Here is a 16,441-nt window from a genome sequence, read left to right on the forward strand (position 1 = left end):
ATCGAGCAGATCAAGTCGACAGCCTGAAAAGCGGACCGGGATCTCGGATCAGGGCGTTTTTCATTGGCGGGCCGGAAAATCAGCGCATCCAGCGTTCAAACGGCGCAAGATCAAGGCCCGGCGGCACGTACCACGATTTCTGATCGGGGTTCCAGCGTGCGCCAAGCTTCTTCGCGGCGTCCTTCTCGGCAAACGGCACCGCGAGCAGGCGCGAACCGGCCGGCATGGCAGCGGAAGCGCGCGGCGGTTTCTTCGGAGCGGCGGAGGCTTGCACGACCCCGGGAAACTCGCAGAGCGCCGCTTCGGCATCGCCCGGCGCGGCCATCCGGGTCACCTGGCGGCCATCGGCATGGGTGCTGATCACTTGCACGCCAAGCTCGGTTCTTTCGACGGAAAAATAAGGCGGATCAAAAGGCGGAAATTCCATGATGCAGCGGCTTCGTTCGACATCCGGCATTATGGCAGGCCGCAGCCGTGCATGGCTGCCCGGCAGTGAAAAACACTGCGCGCGGCTGGCGAAGTTGATAAGCTACCGGCTTTCGCCGCGCTCCGGCGCCCCGGCGTCTTGCTCAGCGCCGCTTCCCCGCAGGACACAACATGACCAAAGACAGCCCATCGCCGCTCCAGGGAATCGACGCCCTGCGCGCGCGCTTCGAACAGCAATCCCGCAAGGCCCAGGCCTACTACAGCGTCATGCATGAAATGCGCGCCATCTCGGGAAGCGACGAGGCGGCGAGCGCCTGGATGGAACATCCGCTGGCCGCGTTCGACGGCAGGACGCCAGCGCAACTCATCGCCGAAGGCCGCGTGGACGAAGTGCTCGGGCACATCCATACGCTTCGCTGATGCTTTGCTGACTGCTAGCTAAGCCGCGCTTCACCTGGCAGTGTCGAAATACGCGCGCTTGACGTCCCGCACGTACCTGCGCGTCTCCTTGAACGGCGGGACGCCGCGATACTTGCGCACGTTGCCGGGCCCGGAGTTGTACGCGGCCAGCGCTTCATCCACGGTGGCGTGGCTGCCGAGCAGGTATTTCAGGTAAGCCGTACCCGCATAGATGTTCGTCTGCGGGTCATAGAGCTGGCGCGCATTGCCGAAGCCGACGGAGCGGGCGGCCTCGGGCGTGACCTGCATCAGTCCGCGGGCACGCCGGCCCGAGGTGGCCGCCGGATTGTAGGCCGACTCCTTCTGGATCACCGCATGGATCAGGCTTGTCGGCACGCCGTGGCGGTTCGAGGCGTTCACCACCATCTCGTGATAGGGCAGTTCGTCGCAGCCGCGGCAGGCGGCATTCGCCATGATCTGCCGCACGCTCAGGGCATAATCCGGCTCGTCCAGCAGATCGTCCAGGGGAGAGGGCCGCACGCCCTTTCTCGGCCGCGCCGTGAAGCGCTCCCCTTTCACGCCGGGCCAGGATGCCCCGGGCCGTTCGACGCTCCGGCCGCGCTTGTCCGCGGTCTGTGCGCCATTGGCGGCATCGGGGGCCTGTCCCGGCTGCGCGCCGGGCAGCGCGCCGCATGCATTCAGGAGCAGCGCCATGACGGCGACCGACACGCCGCCCGCTACCTGCCGCCCCAAGGCTGATCGTTGCCAGCCCGCAGAAATTCCAACCATGACTTCGACTCTTCTCGCTTCGGCACGCGCGGAAAAACGCGACGCATGCCCGCCTTCCGCAGGAACTGCGGCCGGAACATTGAAAGATGGAATGACTACATGGGCAGGATAGCGTCCGGGTTGCCGAACGGGAATTTCCGTGTGGGATCTTTACGGAAGTTACACAAAGATGAAGGTTGGCCGCCGTGTCCGTGCCATGGAGGCGAACGTTCCCCATGACATTCCCCGGTGCCGGCGAAGCGCATCTGGCTATAATGACATCCATTCCATTTTCCCTGGCTCGCCCGTGCGCAACCGAATCTCCGTCTTCCATCAATACCTGCTGCCGAAACAGGCGCTGACCCGCCTCGCGGGTCGTCTCGCAAGCTCGCAAAGCGGCCTGGGGCGCTTCCTCATTCGCTGGTTCGCCCGCAAGTACGACGTCAACATGAAGGAAGCGCACAACCCCGACCTGGGAAGCTATTCGAGCTTCAACGATTTCTTCACCCGCGCGCTGGCCGAGGGCGCGCGGCCGCGGGCGAATGCGGATTTCATCTGCCCCGTCGACGGCGCGATCAGCCAGTTCGGCGCCATCGAACACGACCAGGTCTTCCAGGCGAAAGGCCATCTGTATTCCACGAAGGCCCTGGTCGGCGGCGATGCCGACCTCGCCGCGCATTTCGACCATGGCAGCTTCGCGACCCTGTACCTGAGCCCGCGCGATTACCACCGCATCCACATGCCTTGCACGGGCAAGCTGCGGCGCATGATCTACGTTCCCGGCAGCCTGTTTTCCGTGAACCCCGCGACGGCGCGCGGCGTGCCCGGCCTGTTCGCGCGCAACGAACGCGTGGTGTGCGTGTTCGATTCGGCCTTCGGCCCTTTCGTCATGGTGCTCGTCGGCGCAACCATCGTGGGCAGCATGGCGACGGTGTGGCATGGCGTGGTGAATCCGCCGCGCGGCGGCAGCGTGCGGGAATGGCGCTACGACGACAAGAACGTCGTGCTCGAGAAAGGCGAAGAGATGGGCCGCTTCCTGCTGGGTTCGACCGTCGTGATGCTCTTCCAGCGAGGCGTCATAGAATTCAATAAGGAATGGACCGCGGCCCGCGCCATCCGCATGGGCGAGGCGATGGGGCGCAAGCCGGACTGAGGCCGCCATGCATCACGCGCCACCCATTCACGAGGACTGCGGCGATGACGCATCAGGTCACCCTTGAATTTGCGACGCCGGGACGCGGCACGCGCAACATCACCGACGAGGTGGCGCGCGCCGTGGCGTCATCGCAGGTGCGTACCGGGCTCGCGCATGTCTTCGTGCAACATACCAGCTGCTCACTCACCATCACGGAAAACGCCGACCCCGACGTGCGCCGCGACCTGGAAACGATACTCTCGCGCCTCGTGCCCGACGGCGACCCTGCCTACCGCCATGACCTCGAAGGACCGGACGACATGGCCGCCCATGCGCGGCAGGTGCTGACGGCCACGTCGATCAGCGTACCGGTCGGCGATGGGCGCCTGCTGCTCGGGACGTGGCAAGGGATATTTTTGTGGGAGCATCGGACCGGTGCGCAGCGGCGCCGGGTGGTTGTTACGGTGCTGGGTGGGTGACGATGGGTGCAGGGATTCGTTCGTGCGTTTCTCCGGACTGGTGAAATGGGATTCCCGCCTTCGCGGGAATGACAGGAGTAGTCATGCCGCCACGAGTACGATGCCGAAGGCGAAACAAGGAAGTGAGAACAGCCAACGGTTCACCGGATAGAAAGCCAAGCCAAAACCGTAATGAGATTTTCGCCAACGCGGAAATGACAACACAACAATGAACAAACCAAAAAAGAAATCCCCTCCCTCCAAGCGAGCCTCCCGCTCCCAGGGACCGTCCTCATCGCAGGACGAAACCGCCTCCCCCATGCTCGCCAGCCTCGCGCTCGACCTCACCGAACTCGACCTGTATGCCGACGTCCCGGATGACCTGAAAAAGAAAGCCGCCGACCTCGGCCGCCGCATCCGCAAATGCCTGCAGCAGGGGCGCAACGGGATACTCGGCGAAGCGCTGCAACTTGCGCGCGAAGAAGACGATGCGGCCTGGGTGGCGCTCAAGCGCCATATCGAGGACGCCGCCCAGGAAGCGATCTTTCGCACGGAAGACGGCGCAGACGTCGAGGTGAATGCCTTCGTGATTCCATTCTTCGCGCGCACCGTCGGCGGCTTGCGCGCCGACGAATGTTTCCAGGACGAAGCGGCATTCACGCACTTGCGAGACAGCATCCAGGACGCCCAACTCGAGAGCGCCAAAGCACGCGTGGTGCTCGTCAGCCATGCCTATCATCTCGAGGAACTCGAGCGGCTTGGGTACGCACAGGTCTACCAGATGGTGCGCGAAGCGCATGAGTCGATGACCCGCAAGAAGGCGGTCGCCGCGCCGGTCATGACCGAAAGCATGAGCGGCTGGCCGGAAAGCGGCTTCGCGGCGGAGGACCAGGCGGTGGAACTGCGCTACCTGCTTGGCTTCACGCTCAAGCGGCTGGATGATCCGTTCTACGCCGTTCCGGAAAAGGAAGCGGAAGCCGATCGCTATTTCGCGAAGCGCGCCGAGCGCTTCCGCCGCTGGACCCGGGACGCCGCGCCGCTGCTCGAGCGCTGCCTCGTAGCCGGAGACAGGAAGGTCGAACTCGATTTTCTCTACCAGGACCTGTTCTACGGCGGCAAGGCGGCCGGCGCGGCGGAACATGACGTGCTGCAGATGCTCGCCTTCCTGCAGCAAGCCATCGATGCAAGCGGCAACGCCGCCGATTCCGTGGACGCGATCGCGGGCCCCGCAGACATCGGCGATGACCTCGTGTTCCGAATCAACCTGTATGCCGCGGCCAGCCGGGAATTGCTGGCCTCGTTCGACAAGCCGATACGGACCACGCAGACGCAGGAAGACGAGGCCGAAGATGTCCTCGATGCCTTGAGCTCGCTCGGCCTGGCATCGCTGTCTCTTGCCGCGCGCTTCGAAGACGACGGCGAGCCCGTCGATCCAAGGCCGGTAAGCCCCGGCTGACCGTCCCTCCTGCAGGATGTCGGATGTCGGATGCCGGATGCGGGAAGGCGGCAATCAGCCGTGCGACGTCGCGGGGGCAACGCCGACGAGCGCCACCGTGCCATGGACGATATCCTGCACGAGCTGATCCACCGGCAGCGACGGCTGGGCGGACAGCAGGATGGCGGCTTCGGCGGCAACCAGCGGCGATGCCATGGACGTGCCCCACCAGTTCTGCGCGGTGCCGTCCAGCCCGTAGCCCTTGACCGGCATGCCGGGCGCAACCACATAGGGATAGGCCAACGCGGTTCCTGCCTTCGCGCTGAAGGATGACTGTACCGCCCCCGTACCCGCAACCGAAGGCTGGTCGGCGCCGACGGCGATGCAGTTAGGAATGCTTTGCGCATAGTGCGCCGGATACTCCGGTGAATCGCCGCCGGTATTGCCCACCGAGATGCAGACGATCACGCCGTGCGAGGAGGCGTTCCGCAGGGCTGCTTCCATTTCCGATTGCGCCGTCGCGCTGCCGATGGATAGGTTGATGACGTTCGCGCCATGGGCGACCGCATGGTCGATCGCCGCCACCAGGTCGGCGGTCGCGCCGTGTCCCCTGGCGTCCATCGCCTTCAGGACCATGAGCTTCGCGTCGTATGCCGCGCCGACGACGCCACGGCCGTCATTGGCGGCGATCATTTCGGAGGCGGTGAAGGTGCCATGTCCGTTGTCGTCCTGCACGTTCGCGGAGTGGTCGATGAAATTCCATGAATCGCGGCTCAGGTTGCGGGTGAGCGAGGCATTGTGCATGTCGATGCCGGTATCGATGTCCGCAATGATCACGCCCCGGCCGGCATATCCCGCCTGCCAGGCATCGTCGACATGCATGGCGTCGAGCGCCCACTGGCCCTGGATGGAAGCGGGTGCCGCCTGGTCGGCAATCGTGCGGCCGAGCACGGCGCCCAGGGCTTTAAGAAGGTCGGCCTGACCGAATCCCCAGTCCTTGCTCCAGGCGGGCGCCGGCAACGATGCGGTGGGCGGTAGAGCGGGAGGTCCGACCTGGGGACGCGAGGGCACCGGAGGAGGCGAGCCCGCGGGAGCGGGGATGGTCGCGGAGCGCGCGACGCCGGCCATGTGCCCGGCATCGTCGTAGTAATCGATCTCGAACACCTTGCCCGTCGCATCGGCCTTGCTGACCGATGCGAGATGGCCGGACACCGCGATGTACTGGAAGGAATCGACTTCGGAAATCGTGACGCCATCCGACGCATACTTCGCCACACTGGACACATCGCCCGACGATAAGTAGCTCGTGACGGCGGCCAGCTTGCCTTCGCTGTAGCGATCGACCTCGAACAGCAGTCCGCCGCCCGTCGACTTTCTGACCTCGCTCAGCCTTGCGCTGGCGTCGTACTGGGCGACATCGGTTTCCCTGGTCTGGCCGCCGGCGTCGAGCAGGGTCGTCATGATGGTCTTGGAAGCGGGAAACCACCGCGTGATCGTGGTGAGCAGTCCATCCGCATAGGTGTAGCGGCCGATCTCCGACACCGTCCTGCCGTCGGCAAGATATTTCGTCGTTCCCTGCAGCCGGCCCTGTTCGTAATGGTCTGCCTCGACGAGGTTCCGGCCCGAGGCGTCATAGATATCGACCTCGCCGATGGTGGTGCCATCGGCGCCGTAGATGATCTTCCTGTTCAATGCGCTCAGACCCATGCTGCACTCCTCCCAACGATCGGTGGTTGACGCAGGCATGAGGCCAAGATGACCTGCGGAAAGCCGGGAAGCTTACGAAAGGCGCATGGGAAGCGCAATAAAATCCTTGGTGAAAAATCAAGCCTCACCGGATGGCGGTCGGACAAGCGCGCCAACCAGGTGGCATGACGAATGCCACACTTTTGCCGCGCTCTTGCCGCGATGGTGACGAATGCTGAACAGGCCTGCCTTGTCTATCGAATCGACAGGCGGTTATACCTTCATGCCGGGCAGGTTGAGCGACGCGGTATTGCCGCCGTCGACCGGCAAGGCCTGTCCCGTCACGTAGCTCGCATCGTCGCTCGCCAGGAAGGCGATCACTGCCGCCACTTCTTCCGGCCGGCCGGGACGGCGCAGTTCGCAGCGCGAGCCCAGCTTGTCTTCCTTATTCGCGGCGCGGGCGCGTTCGAACACCGGCGCGGTCATGCCGGTCTCGATCAGTCCGGGGCATACCGCGTTGACGCGGACCTGCCACTCGCCGAGGTCGCATGCGGTGGTCTGCGTGAGGTTGATCACCGCGGCCTTGGAGGCGCTGTAGGCATTGCCGCCCGCGCCGGAGCGCACGCCCGCCACCGACGCGGTATTGACGATCGCCCCGGCGCGCTGGTCGCGCATGATGCGCGCGGCATACTTCGTGAAGTGGACCGCGCCCATGATGTTGACGGCCAGGATCTGCATCCAGATCTGGGTATCGGTTTCCGTGATCTTCGAATAATCGCCGCCGGAGATGCCTGCATTGTTGCAAAGGACGTCGACGCGGCCGAACCGCGCCTGCACGTCGGCCACGCATTGCGCGACGTCCTCTTCACGGGAGATGTCGAGCCCGCGGTGCCAGACTCGCGCCTCATCGCTGATCATTGCCGCCGTCTCGGCCACCGCGGCGGCGTTGCGGTCGACGAGGGCCACCGACGCGCCCTCCCCTGCCAGCCGCAGCGCCGTGGCGCGGCCGATGCCGCTGCCCGCGCCGGTGATGATCGCCACCTTGTCATTGAACCGCATGGTCGTCTCCTTTCTGCTCCATCCTTTGTTCGCGTTCCTGCAATTCGCGCCATTGCAGCTTGCCGCTCGGCGACTTGGGAATCGCGTCGACGAACTGCACGATGCGCGGCACCTTGTAGGCCGCCATGTGCTGGCGCGCCCAGTCGATGATGTCCTGCTCGCTGACCTTGCCGCGCTGCGCTTCCTGCAGCACCACGACGGCCTTGACGGTTTCGCCGCGCTTGGCATCGCGGGCCGCGATGATGCAGGCTTCGCGGATCGCCGGATGCTGGTACAGCATGGCTTCGACCTCCGCCGGCCAGACCTTGAACCCGGACGCATTGATCATGCGCTTGAGGCGGTCGACCATGAAGAAGTAGCCGTCCTCGTCGATCTTCGCCAGGTCGCCGGTGCGCAGGAAACGCTTGCCCTCGATCTCGATGAAGCTTTCCTCGGTCGCCTGGGGATTATTCCAGTAGCCCTTCATGACATGCGGCGCATGAACCACGATTTCACCCACCTCGCCATTGGCCGCTTCCTGCAGGCTGTGCGGATCGACCACGCGCGCATCGACGTCGTAGATGGGAATGCCGAGGCATTGCAGCTTGGGCCGCATGACCGGGTTGATGTGCGTGGCGGCGATCGTCTCCGACATGCCATACCCTTCGGTGTAGGTGATGCCCAGCTCGACCTGCATCTTGCGCGCCACGGCCTCGGGCATGGCCGCGCCGCCGCCGCGTATGCCGCGCAGGCTCGACAGGTCGAATTCGCCCAGCCTTGGGTTGGACAACAGGTCCACCGCCATGGTCGAGATGACCTGCGCCGAGGTCACGCGATAACGCTGGATCGACTGGGCCGCCGCGTCGCGGTCCCAGCGCGGCAGGATCACGATGGTGCTGCCGTAGTAAAGCGGGCCGTTCATGCTGCCCTGCATGCCAGTGACATGGAAGAACGGCAGCACCGAAAGCGACACCGCATCCTGGTTGGCGTTGAACCACTGCATGCTGGCCACCAGCGAAAACATGACGTTGCCATGGGTATGCATGCATCCCTTGGGGTGTCCGGTCGTGCCCGAGGTGTAAGGCATTACGCAGAGATCATCCGGGCCGGCCAGCATCGGGCCGGGACGAAGGCCGCCGGCAAGCATGTCGTTCCATGCGGTGATGCCGGGCGCGGCGGGAACTTCCCGCGGCGCGGCGACGAAATCCGGAACCTGCAGGTCGGTCGGCTGCTTCAGGTAATCGGAATAGGTGGCGACCAGCAGGTGCTCAAGACCTTGTCCCTGCAGCGGCGCGATGTGCTGCAGGAGGTCTTGCGCCACGATGGCGACCCGGGCGCCGGTGTCGCCGACGTAATGCCGCAGCTCGTCGATCCGGTTCATGGGATTGACCGGCACGACCACCGCGTCCGCGCGCAGGATGCCGTAGTAGGCAAGCACGAATTGCGGACTGTTCTGCATGAAGAGCAGGACCCGGTCGCCTCGCTGCACATTGCACGTCTTCTGCAGGTAGCCGGCGATGCGCTCGGCCTCGTCGCGGAAACCGGCGTAGGTGATCGGGGTGTCGTAGAACAGGATGCAGGGCTTGTCCGGATACCGGGTCGCCGATACCTCGATGTTGTAGAAGAGGCTGGTCTGCGGCACCGTGAGGTGACGAGACTGGCCGGCGGGCCAGAAGGGAAAGTGTCGGGTATTCATGATGCGGGGAGCTCGTCGTTGGTGTGCCGCCGCAACCGGATTGCCGGGCGGGCGTTGATCGTACCCGCTCGGGCGCCGGTCGTGCGACGTTGTTCTGCATTGCAGAATTTATTTCTGCAAATCGTTAGCCGATCGTACCAGCAGCCCGTGTTGAAGTAAATACACCATTCTCGCCCGGCGAACCACGCCTTTACTCGCTGCCGCCTTGCGCTCCGGACGGCGACGCCTGGCTCGCCTTGGCGTGGTACATCGTCTTTACGTTGACGAATTCCCGGATGCCGAACCAGGACAGCTCCCGCCCGAATCCGGACTGCTTCACGCCGCCGAAGGGCAGCCGCACGTCGGACTTGACGAAGGCATTCACGAACACGCTGCCGGCCTCGATGCGCCTCGCGATGCGGTCTGCCCTCGCCTTGTCCCGGGTGAAGAGCGCCGCCCCCAAGCCAAAGGGCGACTGGTTGGCCAGCGCGATGGCCTGTTCTTCATCCGCGGCTTCGATGATCGCCGCCACCGGCCCGAAGATTTCCTCGTCGAACGCGGTCATGCCCGGCCGCACGCCCGACAGGACCGTGGCGGGGTAGTAGGCCCCGGCCCCCCCAGGCACCTCGCCGCCGCACAGCAGCCGTGCGCCCTGCCCGATGCTGTCCCGCACCTGGCGATGAACCTCGTCGCGCAGGTCGGCGCGCGCCATCGGGCCGATGTCCGACTGCGGATCATGCGGATCGCCGGCACGGATGCGCTTGAAGCGCTCGACGAAACCTTGTTCGAATGCCGGCAGCAAGGACTTGGCAACGATGAACCGTTTGGCGGCGATGCAACTCTGCCCGGCGTTGATCAGGCGGCTTTTCACGCAGACGTCGACCGCCATTTCGAGGTCGGCATCATCGAGCACGAGGTAGGCGTCGCTGCCGCCGAGCTCCAGCACCGCCTTCTTGAGTTCCGATCCGGCGATGCCCGCCACCGAGCGTCCGGCGGGGCTGCTGCCGGTGAGCGTCACCGCCTTGATCGCCGGATTCCGGATGACGCCTTCGATGCTGGCGCTGCCGGCCAGCAGGGTGGTGAAGGCATGGCGGGGAAAGCCGGCCGCTTCAAAGATGTCCTGGATCGCGAGGGCGCAGCCGGACACGTTGGATGCATGCTTGAGCACGCCGACGTTGCCCGCCATCAGCGCGGGCGCGGCAAAGCGAAATACCTGCCAAAAAGGAAAATTCCACGGCATGACCGCCAGCACCGCGCCGAGCGGATCGTACGCAATGTAGCTGTCCTCCGCGTCGCTTTCGACGGGCTCATTGGCGAGAAAGCGCTGGGCATTGTCCGCATAGTAGTCGCAGCAGCCCGCGCACTTCTCGACCTCGGCTTCGCCGTCGCGCAGCACCTTGCCCATCTCGTCGGCCATGAGCGCCGCCAGTTCCTGCTTGCGCTCGCGCAGGACGCCGCCGGCACGCTTCATCAGCTGGGCGCGGTCCGCGAATCCGCTCTTGCGCCACTCGCGCGAGACAGCGTCCGCCTCCGCCAGCAGCCGCTTCACCTCGGCATCGTCCTGGGGGTCATAGGCCCGGATCAATTCTCCGGAATGCGGGTTGATGCTTTTCATGGCGGGTTCCTTCCTGAAGCGATCGTGAGGTGAGGGATCGGTGCCGTGCAGGCCGTCATTGCCTGGAGGCCTTGTCGAGGCGGTCGAGTGCGTGCGCGTCCAGCTCGAGCCGGGTAGCGCCGATCAGGTCGTCGAGCTGTTCGATGCTGGTGGCGCTGGCGATCGGCGCGGTGACGGCCGGCTGCGCCATCAGCCATGCCAGGGCCACCTGCGCCGGCGTGCTTCCGGTTTCCTTCGCCACCTCGTCCAGCGCGGCAAGGATGGCCAGCCCGCGCTGGTCGAGGTATTTCTTCACGCCCTGCCCGCGCACGCTCTTGCCGAGGTCGGCCTGAGAACGGTACTTGCCGGTGAGGAAGCCGCTGGCGAGGCTGTAGTACGGGATGACGCCGATGCCTTCTTCCACGCAGAGCGGCGCGAGCGTTTCCTCGAATTCCCGTCGTTCCACGAGGTTGTAATGAGGCTGCAAGGTCTGGTACTGCGGCAGGCCATGCGCGCGGCTGGTTTCCAGCGCCTGCTTCAGCCTTGCCGCGCCGTAATTGGACGCGCCGATCAGCCGGACCTTGCCGGCCTTCACCAGGGTGTCATAGGCTTCCAGGGTTTCTTCCAGCGGGGTGTCCGCGTCATCGGCGTGCGACTGGTAGAGGTCGATGTATTCGGTCTGCAGGCGGCGCAGCGAATCGTCTGCGCTGCGCAGGATGTAATCCTTGCGCAGTCCTTTCTTGTCCGGCGCCATTTCCATGCCGACCTTGGTGGCGATCACCACGCGGTCGCGCTTGCCGCTGCGCTTGAGCCATTTGCCGATGATGGTTTCCGACTCTCCGCCCTGGTGCCCCGGCGCCCACCGCGAGTAAACGTCGGCGGTATCGATGAGCTGCATGCCTGACGCGACGAAATGATCCAGCAAGGCGAACGAGGTGGCTTCGTCCGCCGTCCACCCGAATACGTTGCCGCCGAATGCCAGCGGGGCCACTTCGATGCCTGATCGACCTATCTTGCGCAGCATGGCGCCTCCTTGTTTTCGGTTTGCGTGTTCCAGCATGCACTGGATACAACGAAGACAAGAAGGCAGACGGTCCAGCCGCCGGAAGGTTCCGGCGGCTGGATCCGGGCCAGGGGAAGCGGGCGGCGGACGGGCTCAGGCGGATTGCCAGGTGCCTGCCGTTTCGCTTGCGCGGCGCTCGTCCCGCAGCTTGAGCAGGTGGGCGAGCAGGGAGCGTCGAGCCATGGGCCAGCGCTTTTCAGACACGTCGTCGTAGACCAGCGGCAGCAATTCCTCGAGGCTGCCGCTGCCGAGACGCTGCAGCACGTCCGCCACCTTGGCCTCGCGGCCGAGGCGGTGGGCCACGATGCGGTCGATCACGGCATGCGGCTTGTCCATGAGGAAGCCATGTCCGGGTGCAAAGTATTCGACGTCTAGCGACTTGAGGCGGACCAGCGAATCGAGGTAAGCCCTCAGGTCGCCGTCCGGCGGATTGATCACCACCGTCGACCCCTGCATCACATGATCGCCGGTGAACAGGATCTTTTCCGTTTCATGCAGGTAGCAAAGATGATTGGAGGCATGCCCGGGCGTATGCACCGCCTGCAGCGTGACGCCGCCAAGCTCGAGCCGCTGGCCGTCTTCAGGCACGATGTCGGGCTGGCAGCCCTGGTCCTGGCGATCGCCGGGCGGCGCCGGGCGGCCGATGACCTGCGCGCCGGTCTTTTCCTTGAGCAGCATCGCCGCGGGTGAATGATCGAGATGGGTGTGGGTGAACAGGATCCAGCGGATGCGGCCTTCCGCATGCCGCAGCAGCGCTTCCACGTGCTCAGCCAGCGCCGGGCCGGGATCGATGACGGCGATGTCTTCGCCGGCGCCGATGAAATAGGCATTGGTGCCCGGGCCTGTCATGTAGCTCGGGTTCGGCGCGGCAATCCTGCGCACGGTCGGCGAGAGGACGGTCGGCTTGCCGGGAACGATCTCGCTGGAGGCATTGCCCCGGCCGAGCGGATCGAGCTTGCCCACCTCGGCATAGGCGGCATCGCCGGCAAGCAGGACCCGCCTGCCTTGCGGGCCGGCCGCGACGCGCGGCTCATGGCGCGCGACCGACCGCAAGGCGCGCGCGTGCGCCAGCGCCGCCTGCGTGTCCGTAAAGCTCGCCAGCAACTCGAGCGTTCTCCGGGTGGCGAACATCATGGGCATGTCGCCCTGTTCTTCGCGCATCAACGCATCGCCGGGACGGATCCAGAGGTTACCGATGGTTTCCGTGCCATCGTGCGAGGCGGCTTGCCCGGCCGGCACCTCGCAGACGAAGAAGCGCGTGGTGAAGCGGCGCGGCGCGCCTGTCGGCGTGACCCAATGGGCGAAATACGCCAGCTGGTCGAAGGCCGGACGCAGGCCATGCGCCTGGCAAGCTTCGGCAAATCCGAGTTCGCCGTCCGCGAGCCGCCGGCGCAATTCCGCGAGGTTTAGCGAGGCGGTAGCGCCCGCCATTTGTCCATCGTTGCCATAGGCAAGCAGCAGGCCGGCTTCCTCGAAACACTCGCGCACGGCGGCTTCCCAGAAGGACAGTCCGTGCTCTTCCAGGCCCAGCAAGCGGCTGGCTTCGTGCGGATCGGGCGAGGTCGCGCCTTGGGTAAACAACGGATCCTTGTCGCCGGGCTCAAGAGCGCCACCAGGGAAGACATATCCGCCTGGAATGAAGGCCGCCTTGTGGGTCCGCTGCAGCATGAACACTTCCAGTCCTTGCGGGCCGTCGCGAAGCGGCACGAGGGTGGCTGCGGGGCGGGGAGTCAGCGGCAAATCGGTCATCTTGGCCTTGTCGGGTAAGCGTGAATCAGCCGGCCGATGCCGGCACCAGCACTTCGCGGCTGCCGTTGGCGCTCATCGACGACAGGATGCCGGCGGTCTCCATCTGCTCGACTAGGCGCGCGGCCCGGTTGTAGCCGATGCGCAACTGGCGCTGCACCGCCGAGATGGAAGCGCGGCGGGAACGAATCACGAAGGCAACCGCTTCATCATACAGGGGATCGGCTTCGGCCGAAGGCGGGTCGCCAAGCAAGTCGACGTTTCCTTCCTCGGAGGGCGCGCCGGCCAGGATCGCCTCTTCGTATTCCGGTTCGCCGAATTGCTTGAGGTGCTCGACCACGCGGTGCACTTCCTCGTCCGAGACGAAGGCGCCATGCACCCGCTGCGGGTAGCCGCTACCCGGCGGCAGGAACAGCATGTCGCCATGGCCAAGCAGGGTTTCGGCGCCCATCTGGTCGAGCACCGTGCGCGAATCGATCTTCGAGGACACCTGGAAAGCGACGCGGGTCGGGATGTTGGCCTTGATGAGGCCGGTGATGACGTCGACCGAGGGACGCTGCGTCGCCAGCACCAGGTGGATGCCGGCCGCGCGCGCCTTCTGCGCCAGGCGGGCGATCAGTTCCTCGATCTTCTTGCCGGCAACCATCATCAGATCGGCAAGCTCGTCGATGACCACCACGATGGTGGGCAGCGTGGAAAGCGGCTCGGGCGCGTCCGGCGTGAGCGAAAACGGATTCGGCACGTGCCTGCCGGCGGCGCGCGCCTCGCGGATCTTCTGGTTGAAGCCCGCAAGATTGCGCACGCTGATCGCCGACATCAGCCGGTAGCGCTTTTCCATTTCGGCGACGCACCAGGTCAGCGCGTTCGCCGCCAGCTTCATGTCGGTGACGACCGGCGCGAGCAGGTGGGGAATGCCATCGTACACCGACAGCTCCAGCATCTTGGGGTCGATCATGATCATGCGCACGTCGGCCGGCGTGGCCTTATACAGCAGGGAGAGAATCATGGCATTCACCGCCACCGACTTGCCCGACCCGGTGGTGCCCGCCACCAGCATGTGCGGCGCGCGCGCGAGGTCGGTCACCACCGGGATGCCGGTGATGTCCTTGCCCATCGCCAGCGTCAGGTGCGATGCCGAGGCGCGGTACGCGTCGGACTTCAGCATTTCGGAGAGGCGAATCATTTGCCGCCGGGCATTCGGCAATTCCAGGCCCATGCAGGTCTTGCCGGGAATTGTCTCGACCACGCGGATCGAGGTCAAACCTAGCGCCCGCGACAAGTCCTTCATGAGGCCGACGATCTGCGCGCCGCGCACGCCCACCGCCGGCTCGATTTCGAAGCGCGTGATCACCGGCCCGGCGCAGGCGCCCAGCACCGTGACCGGCACCTTGAATTCTTTCAGGCGCTGCTCGATCAGCTGACCGATCTCGGCCAGCGCGGCGGCCGGCACTTCCACCGCCGCGTCGTCGGGCATGTCGAGCAGGTCCAGCCCCGGCAGGTCGACGTCGATACCGGAGGGCGCCTGGAACGCGAATGCATCGCCTTGCGGCTGGCGCGGGCTGGCGGCCGGGATGTGGGTGGGGATGTGGGCTGGCGCTGCGGCGGCTTGCGTCCAGGGCGCCACGGGCTGCGATGGTTCGGGTTGTTCGGGCGGCTCGGCTTGTTCCAGCATCGTCGCGGCCGTCTCCGGCGCGATCCGGGACACTTGAATCTCCTGCGGCGCAGGCGCTGCGGGAGTTTCGGGAATGCCAGGGACGGCGTGCATCAGGTCATTCGCCGCCGGTGCGTCCTGCAGGTCGTGCAGGTCTCGCGCCAGGCGCGCGGGAAGGTCTGGCGCGTGCAGCGTCGGGGTCATGACCGGATGCGGCGCCTCGACGGTGGACGGCACCGGGGCTGGGACCGCGACAGCGGGCTCGGCCGCCGGCAAGGATGGCTCAAGCGGCAACGATGCCGCTGCCTGCGCCGGAACGGATTCGGCGGGCGGGCGCTGCCACGGGCGCGGCGCGGCGACGGCGTCATTGCGGCCGGCGTCGGGCTGGCGCGGGGGACGGATGGGCAGGCCGGGGACACGCTTCGGCGCCGCCGATGGTAACGATGAAGGCGATGGCGCGGCGATGCGGATCGTTTCGGTCAGAGGCGCCTGCGCTTCCGCCGCAGCCATGGAACGGGCGCGCGCCAGCATCGCTTCGGTGGGCCGGATGCTTTCGAAGGGCTCCCATTCTTCTCTCGGTCGGGCGGGAAGAGGTTTCGGCGCGCCTTCCTGCAACGGGCTGACCGGCTTGCCGACGGCATCCTTGCCAAAATACCTGCCGGGCAGCTTCCAAGCCCCGGTAGCGCTCGGCTGAGCGCGGGCATCCTTGCGAGGCATGTCGCGGATGGCGTGAACCTTGCGGGAAGAGGCCGCGCCCGCGTCATCGGCTTGCGGTCGCGCGGCGGGCAGGCTGTCCGGGCGCGCGCGCTCGGCACGGCCGGGATGGGCGCGGACCGCATCGCCGCCTGAGGTGCCGGCGCGCTTGGGGATCCAGGCATGCAAGGGCAAGGCATTGCGGCCGAACAGCCAGGGCAGCGTGACGATCGCGGTCAGCAGAAGAAGAAGAACGCTGAATGCCGTGCCGAACACGCTTCCCAGCGACGCGGCGATCCAGCGCCCGGCGGCATCGTTGCCCGAGGCGTCATGCGCCGCGATCCGAACCACGCCTTCCAGCGCGCTGCAGGCGCACAGCACGAGCAGGCTACCCAGCCAGAGCCGGATCGAGCCCTGGCCCTGGAACCGTGCCTTCTTGAAGAAAAACGTCTGGGAGAGGCGCCATATCAACGGTAAGAGCCACAACACAGACCAACCAAACCATCCCGTCACGCCACTTTGCCTTTCCGTTACCCGAAGCACGTCATGTCAATCTGCCGCCCGCATCCGGGCATCTCCGCTTGCGGCGCAGCAGCCGGTACTTTAGCAGAATGTGTAGCGAAATTTGATCCGCTTTCGGGGAAGCATGATCATCCGGCCGCCATGGCCCGGCA

General features: G+C 65.6%; 13 protein-coding genes. 4 read left to right on the plus strand and 9 right to left on the minus strand.

Going from position 1 to position 16,441, the window contains the following annotated elements; genetic code table 11:
- Window positions 1-79: 79 nt before the first annotated feature.
- Entirely contained in the window at window positions 80-427 is a 348-nt protein-coding gene (locus tag G3574_RS00250) for a DUF5710 domain-containing protein (protein WP_163959614.1), read from the minus strand.
- 170 nt (window positions 428-597) lie between these two features.
- Between G3574_RS00250 and G3574_RS00255 the strand changes: the two genes are divergently transcribed.
- On the plus strand, window positions 598-846 hold the full coding sequence (locus G3574_RS00255; RefSeq protein WP_205609600.1) for an MbcA/ParS/Xre antitoxin family protein: 249 nt from the start codon (window positions 598-600) through the stop codon (window positions 844-846).
- Between the two features lie 30 nt (window positions 847-876).
- Here the strand turns inward: G3574_RS00255 and G3574_RS00260 are convergent, their stop codons facing one another.
- Window positions 877-1,614 carry a lytic transglycosylase domain-containing protein gene (locus G3574_RS00260; RefSeq protein WP_163959708.1) on the minus strand — a complete coding sequence of 246 codons (738 nt, stop codon included), beginning with the start codon at window positions 1,612-1,614 and terminating at the stop codon, window positions 877-879.
- Between the two features lie 286 nt (window positions 1,615-1,900).
- On the opposite strand from G3574_RS00260, the gene asd reads away from it, so the two are divergent.
- The 3 genes from asd to G3574_RS00275 all read left to right on the plus strand — a co-directional run bounded on the left by asd (window position 1,901) and on the right by G3574_RS00275 (window position 4,642).
- On the plus strand, window positions 1,901-2,746 hold the full coding sequence (gene asd / locus G3574_RS00265; RefSeq protein ID WP_163959711.1) for an archaetidylserine decarboxylase: 846 nt from the start codon (window positions 1,901-1,903) through the stop codon (window positions 2,744-2,746).
- 44 nt (window positions 2,747-2,790) lie between these two features.
- Complete coding sequence (locus G3574_RS00270; protein ID WP_163959713.1) at window positions 2,791-3,207, plus strand: secondary thiamine-phosphate synthase enzyme YjbQ; 417 nt, start codon at window positions 2,791-2,793, stop codon at window positions 3,205-3,207.
- 208 nt (window positions 3,208-3,415) lie between these two features.
- The gene (locus G3574_RS00275; protein WP_163959715.1) at window positions 3,416-4,642 is read left to right on the plus strand and encodes a DUF2863 family protein; all 1,227 of its coding nucleotides are present in this window, start codon (window positions 3,416-3,418) and stop codon (window positions 4,640-4,642) included.
- A 54-nt stretch (window positions 4,643-4,696) separates the two neighbouring features.
- Here the strand turns inward: G3574_RS00275 and G3574_RS00280 are convergent, their stop codons facing one another.
- The 7 genes from G3574_RS00280 to G3574_RS00310 all read right to left on the minus strand — a co-directional run bounded on the left by G3574_RS00280 (window position 4,697) and on the right by G3574_RS00310 (window position 16,238).
- Window positions 4,697-6,328 carry a S8 family peptidase gene (locus tag G3574_RS00280; RefSeq protein WP_163959717.1) on the minus strand — a complete coding sequence of 544 codons (1,632 nt, stop codon included), beginning with the start codon at window positions 6,326-6,328 and terminating at the stop codon, window positions 4,697-4,699.
- Window positions 6,329-6,580: 252 nt separating this feature from the next.
- The gene (locus G3574_RS00285; RefSeq protein ID WP_163959718.1) at window positions 6,581-7,366 is read right to left on the minus strand and encodes an SDR family NAD(P)-dependent oxidoreductase; all 786 of its coding nucleotides are present in this window, start codon (window positions 7,364-7,366) and stop codon (window positions 6,581-6,583) included.
- Complete coding sequence (locus tag G3574_RS00290; RefSeq protein ID WP_163959721.1) at window positions 7,353-9,041, minus strand: long-chain fatty acid--CoA ligase; 1,689 nt, start codon at window positions 9,039-9,041, stop codon at window positions 7,353-7,355. Before G3574_RS00290 ends, G3574_RS00285 begins: the two co-directional genes overlap by 14 nt.
- Window positions 9,042-9,231: 190 nt before the next feature.
- The gene (locus G3574_RS00295; protein WP_163959723.1) at window positions 9,232-10,635 is read right to left on the minus strand and encodes an NAD-dependent succinate-semialdehyde dehydrogenase; all 1,404 of its coding nucleotides are present in this window, start codon (window positions 10,633-10,635) and stop codon (window positions 9,232-9,234) included.
- Window positions 10,636-10,690: 55 nt separating this feature from the next.
- On the minus strand, window positions 10,691-11,638 hold the full coding sequence (locus tag G3574_RS00300) for an aldo/keto reductase (protein ID WP_163959725.1): 948 nt from the start codon (window positions 11,636-11,638) through the stop codon (window positions 10,691-10,693).
- A gap of 132 nt (window positions 11,639-11,770) precedes the next feature.
- Complete coding sequence (locus G3574_RS00305) at window positions 11,771-13,426, minus strand: MBL fold metallo-hydrolase (protein WP_163959727.1); 1,656 nt, start codon at window positions 13,424-13,426, stop codon at window positions 11,771-11,773.
- A 25-nt stretch (window positions 13,427-13,451) separates the two neighbouring features.
- Complete coding sequence (locus G3574_RS00310) at window positions 13,452-16,238, minus strand: DNA translocase FtsK (RefSeq protein WP_235952841.1); 2,787 nt, start codon at window positions 16,236-16,238, stop codon at window positions 13,452-13,454.
- Between the last annotated feature and the right edge of the window lie 203 nt (window positions 16,239-16,441).

Origin of the sequence: Noviherbaspirillum galbum, from assembly GCF_010974945.1 — a bacterium.
Classification (GTDB): domain Bacteria; phylum Pseudomonadota; class Gammaproteobacteria; order Burkholderiales; family Burkholderiaceae_D; genus Noviherbaspirillum; species Noviherbaspirillum galbum.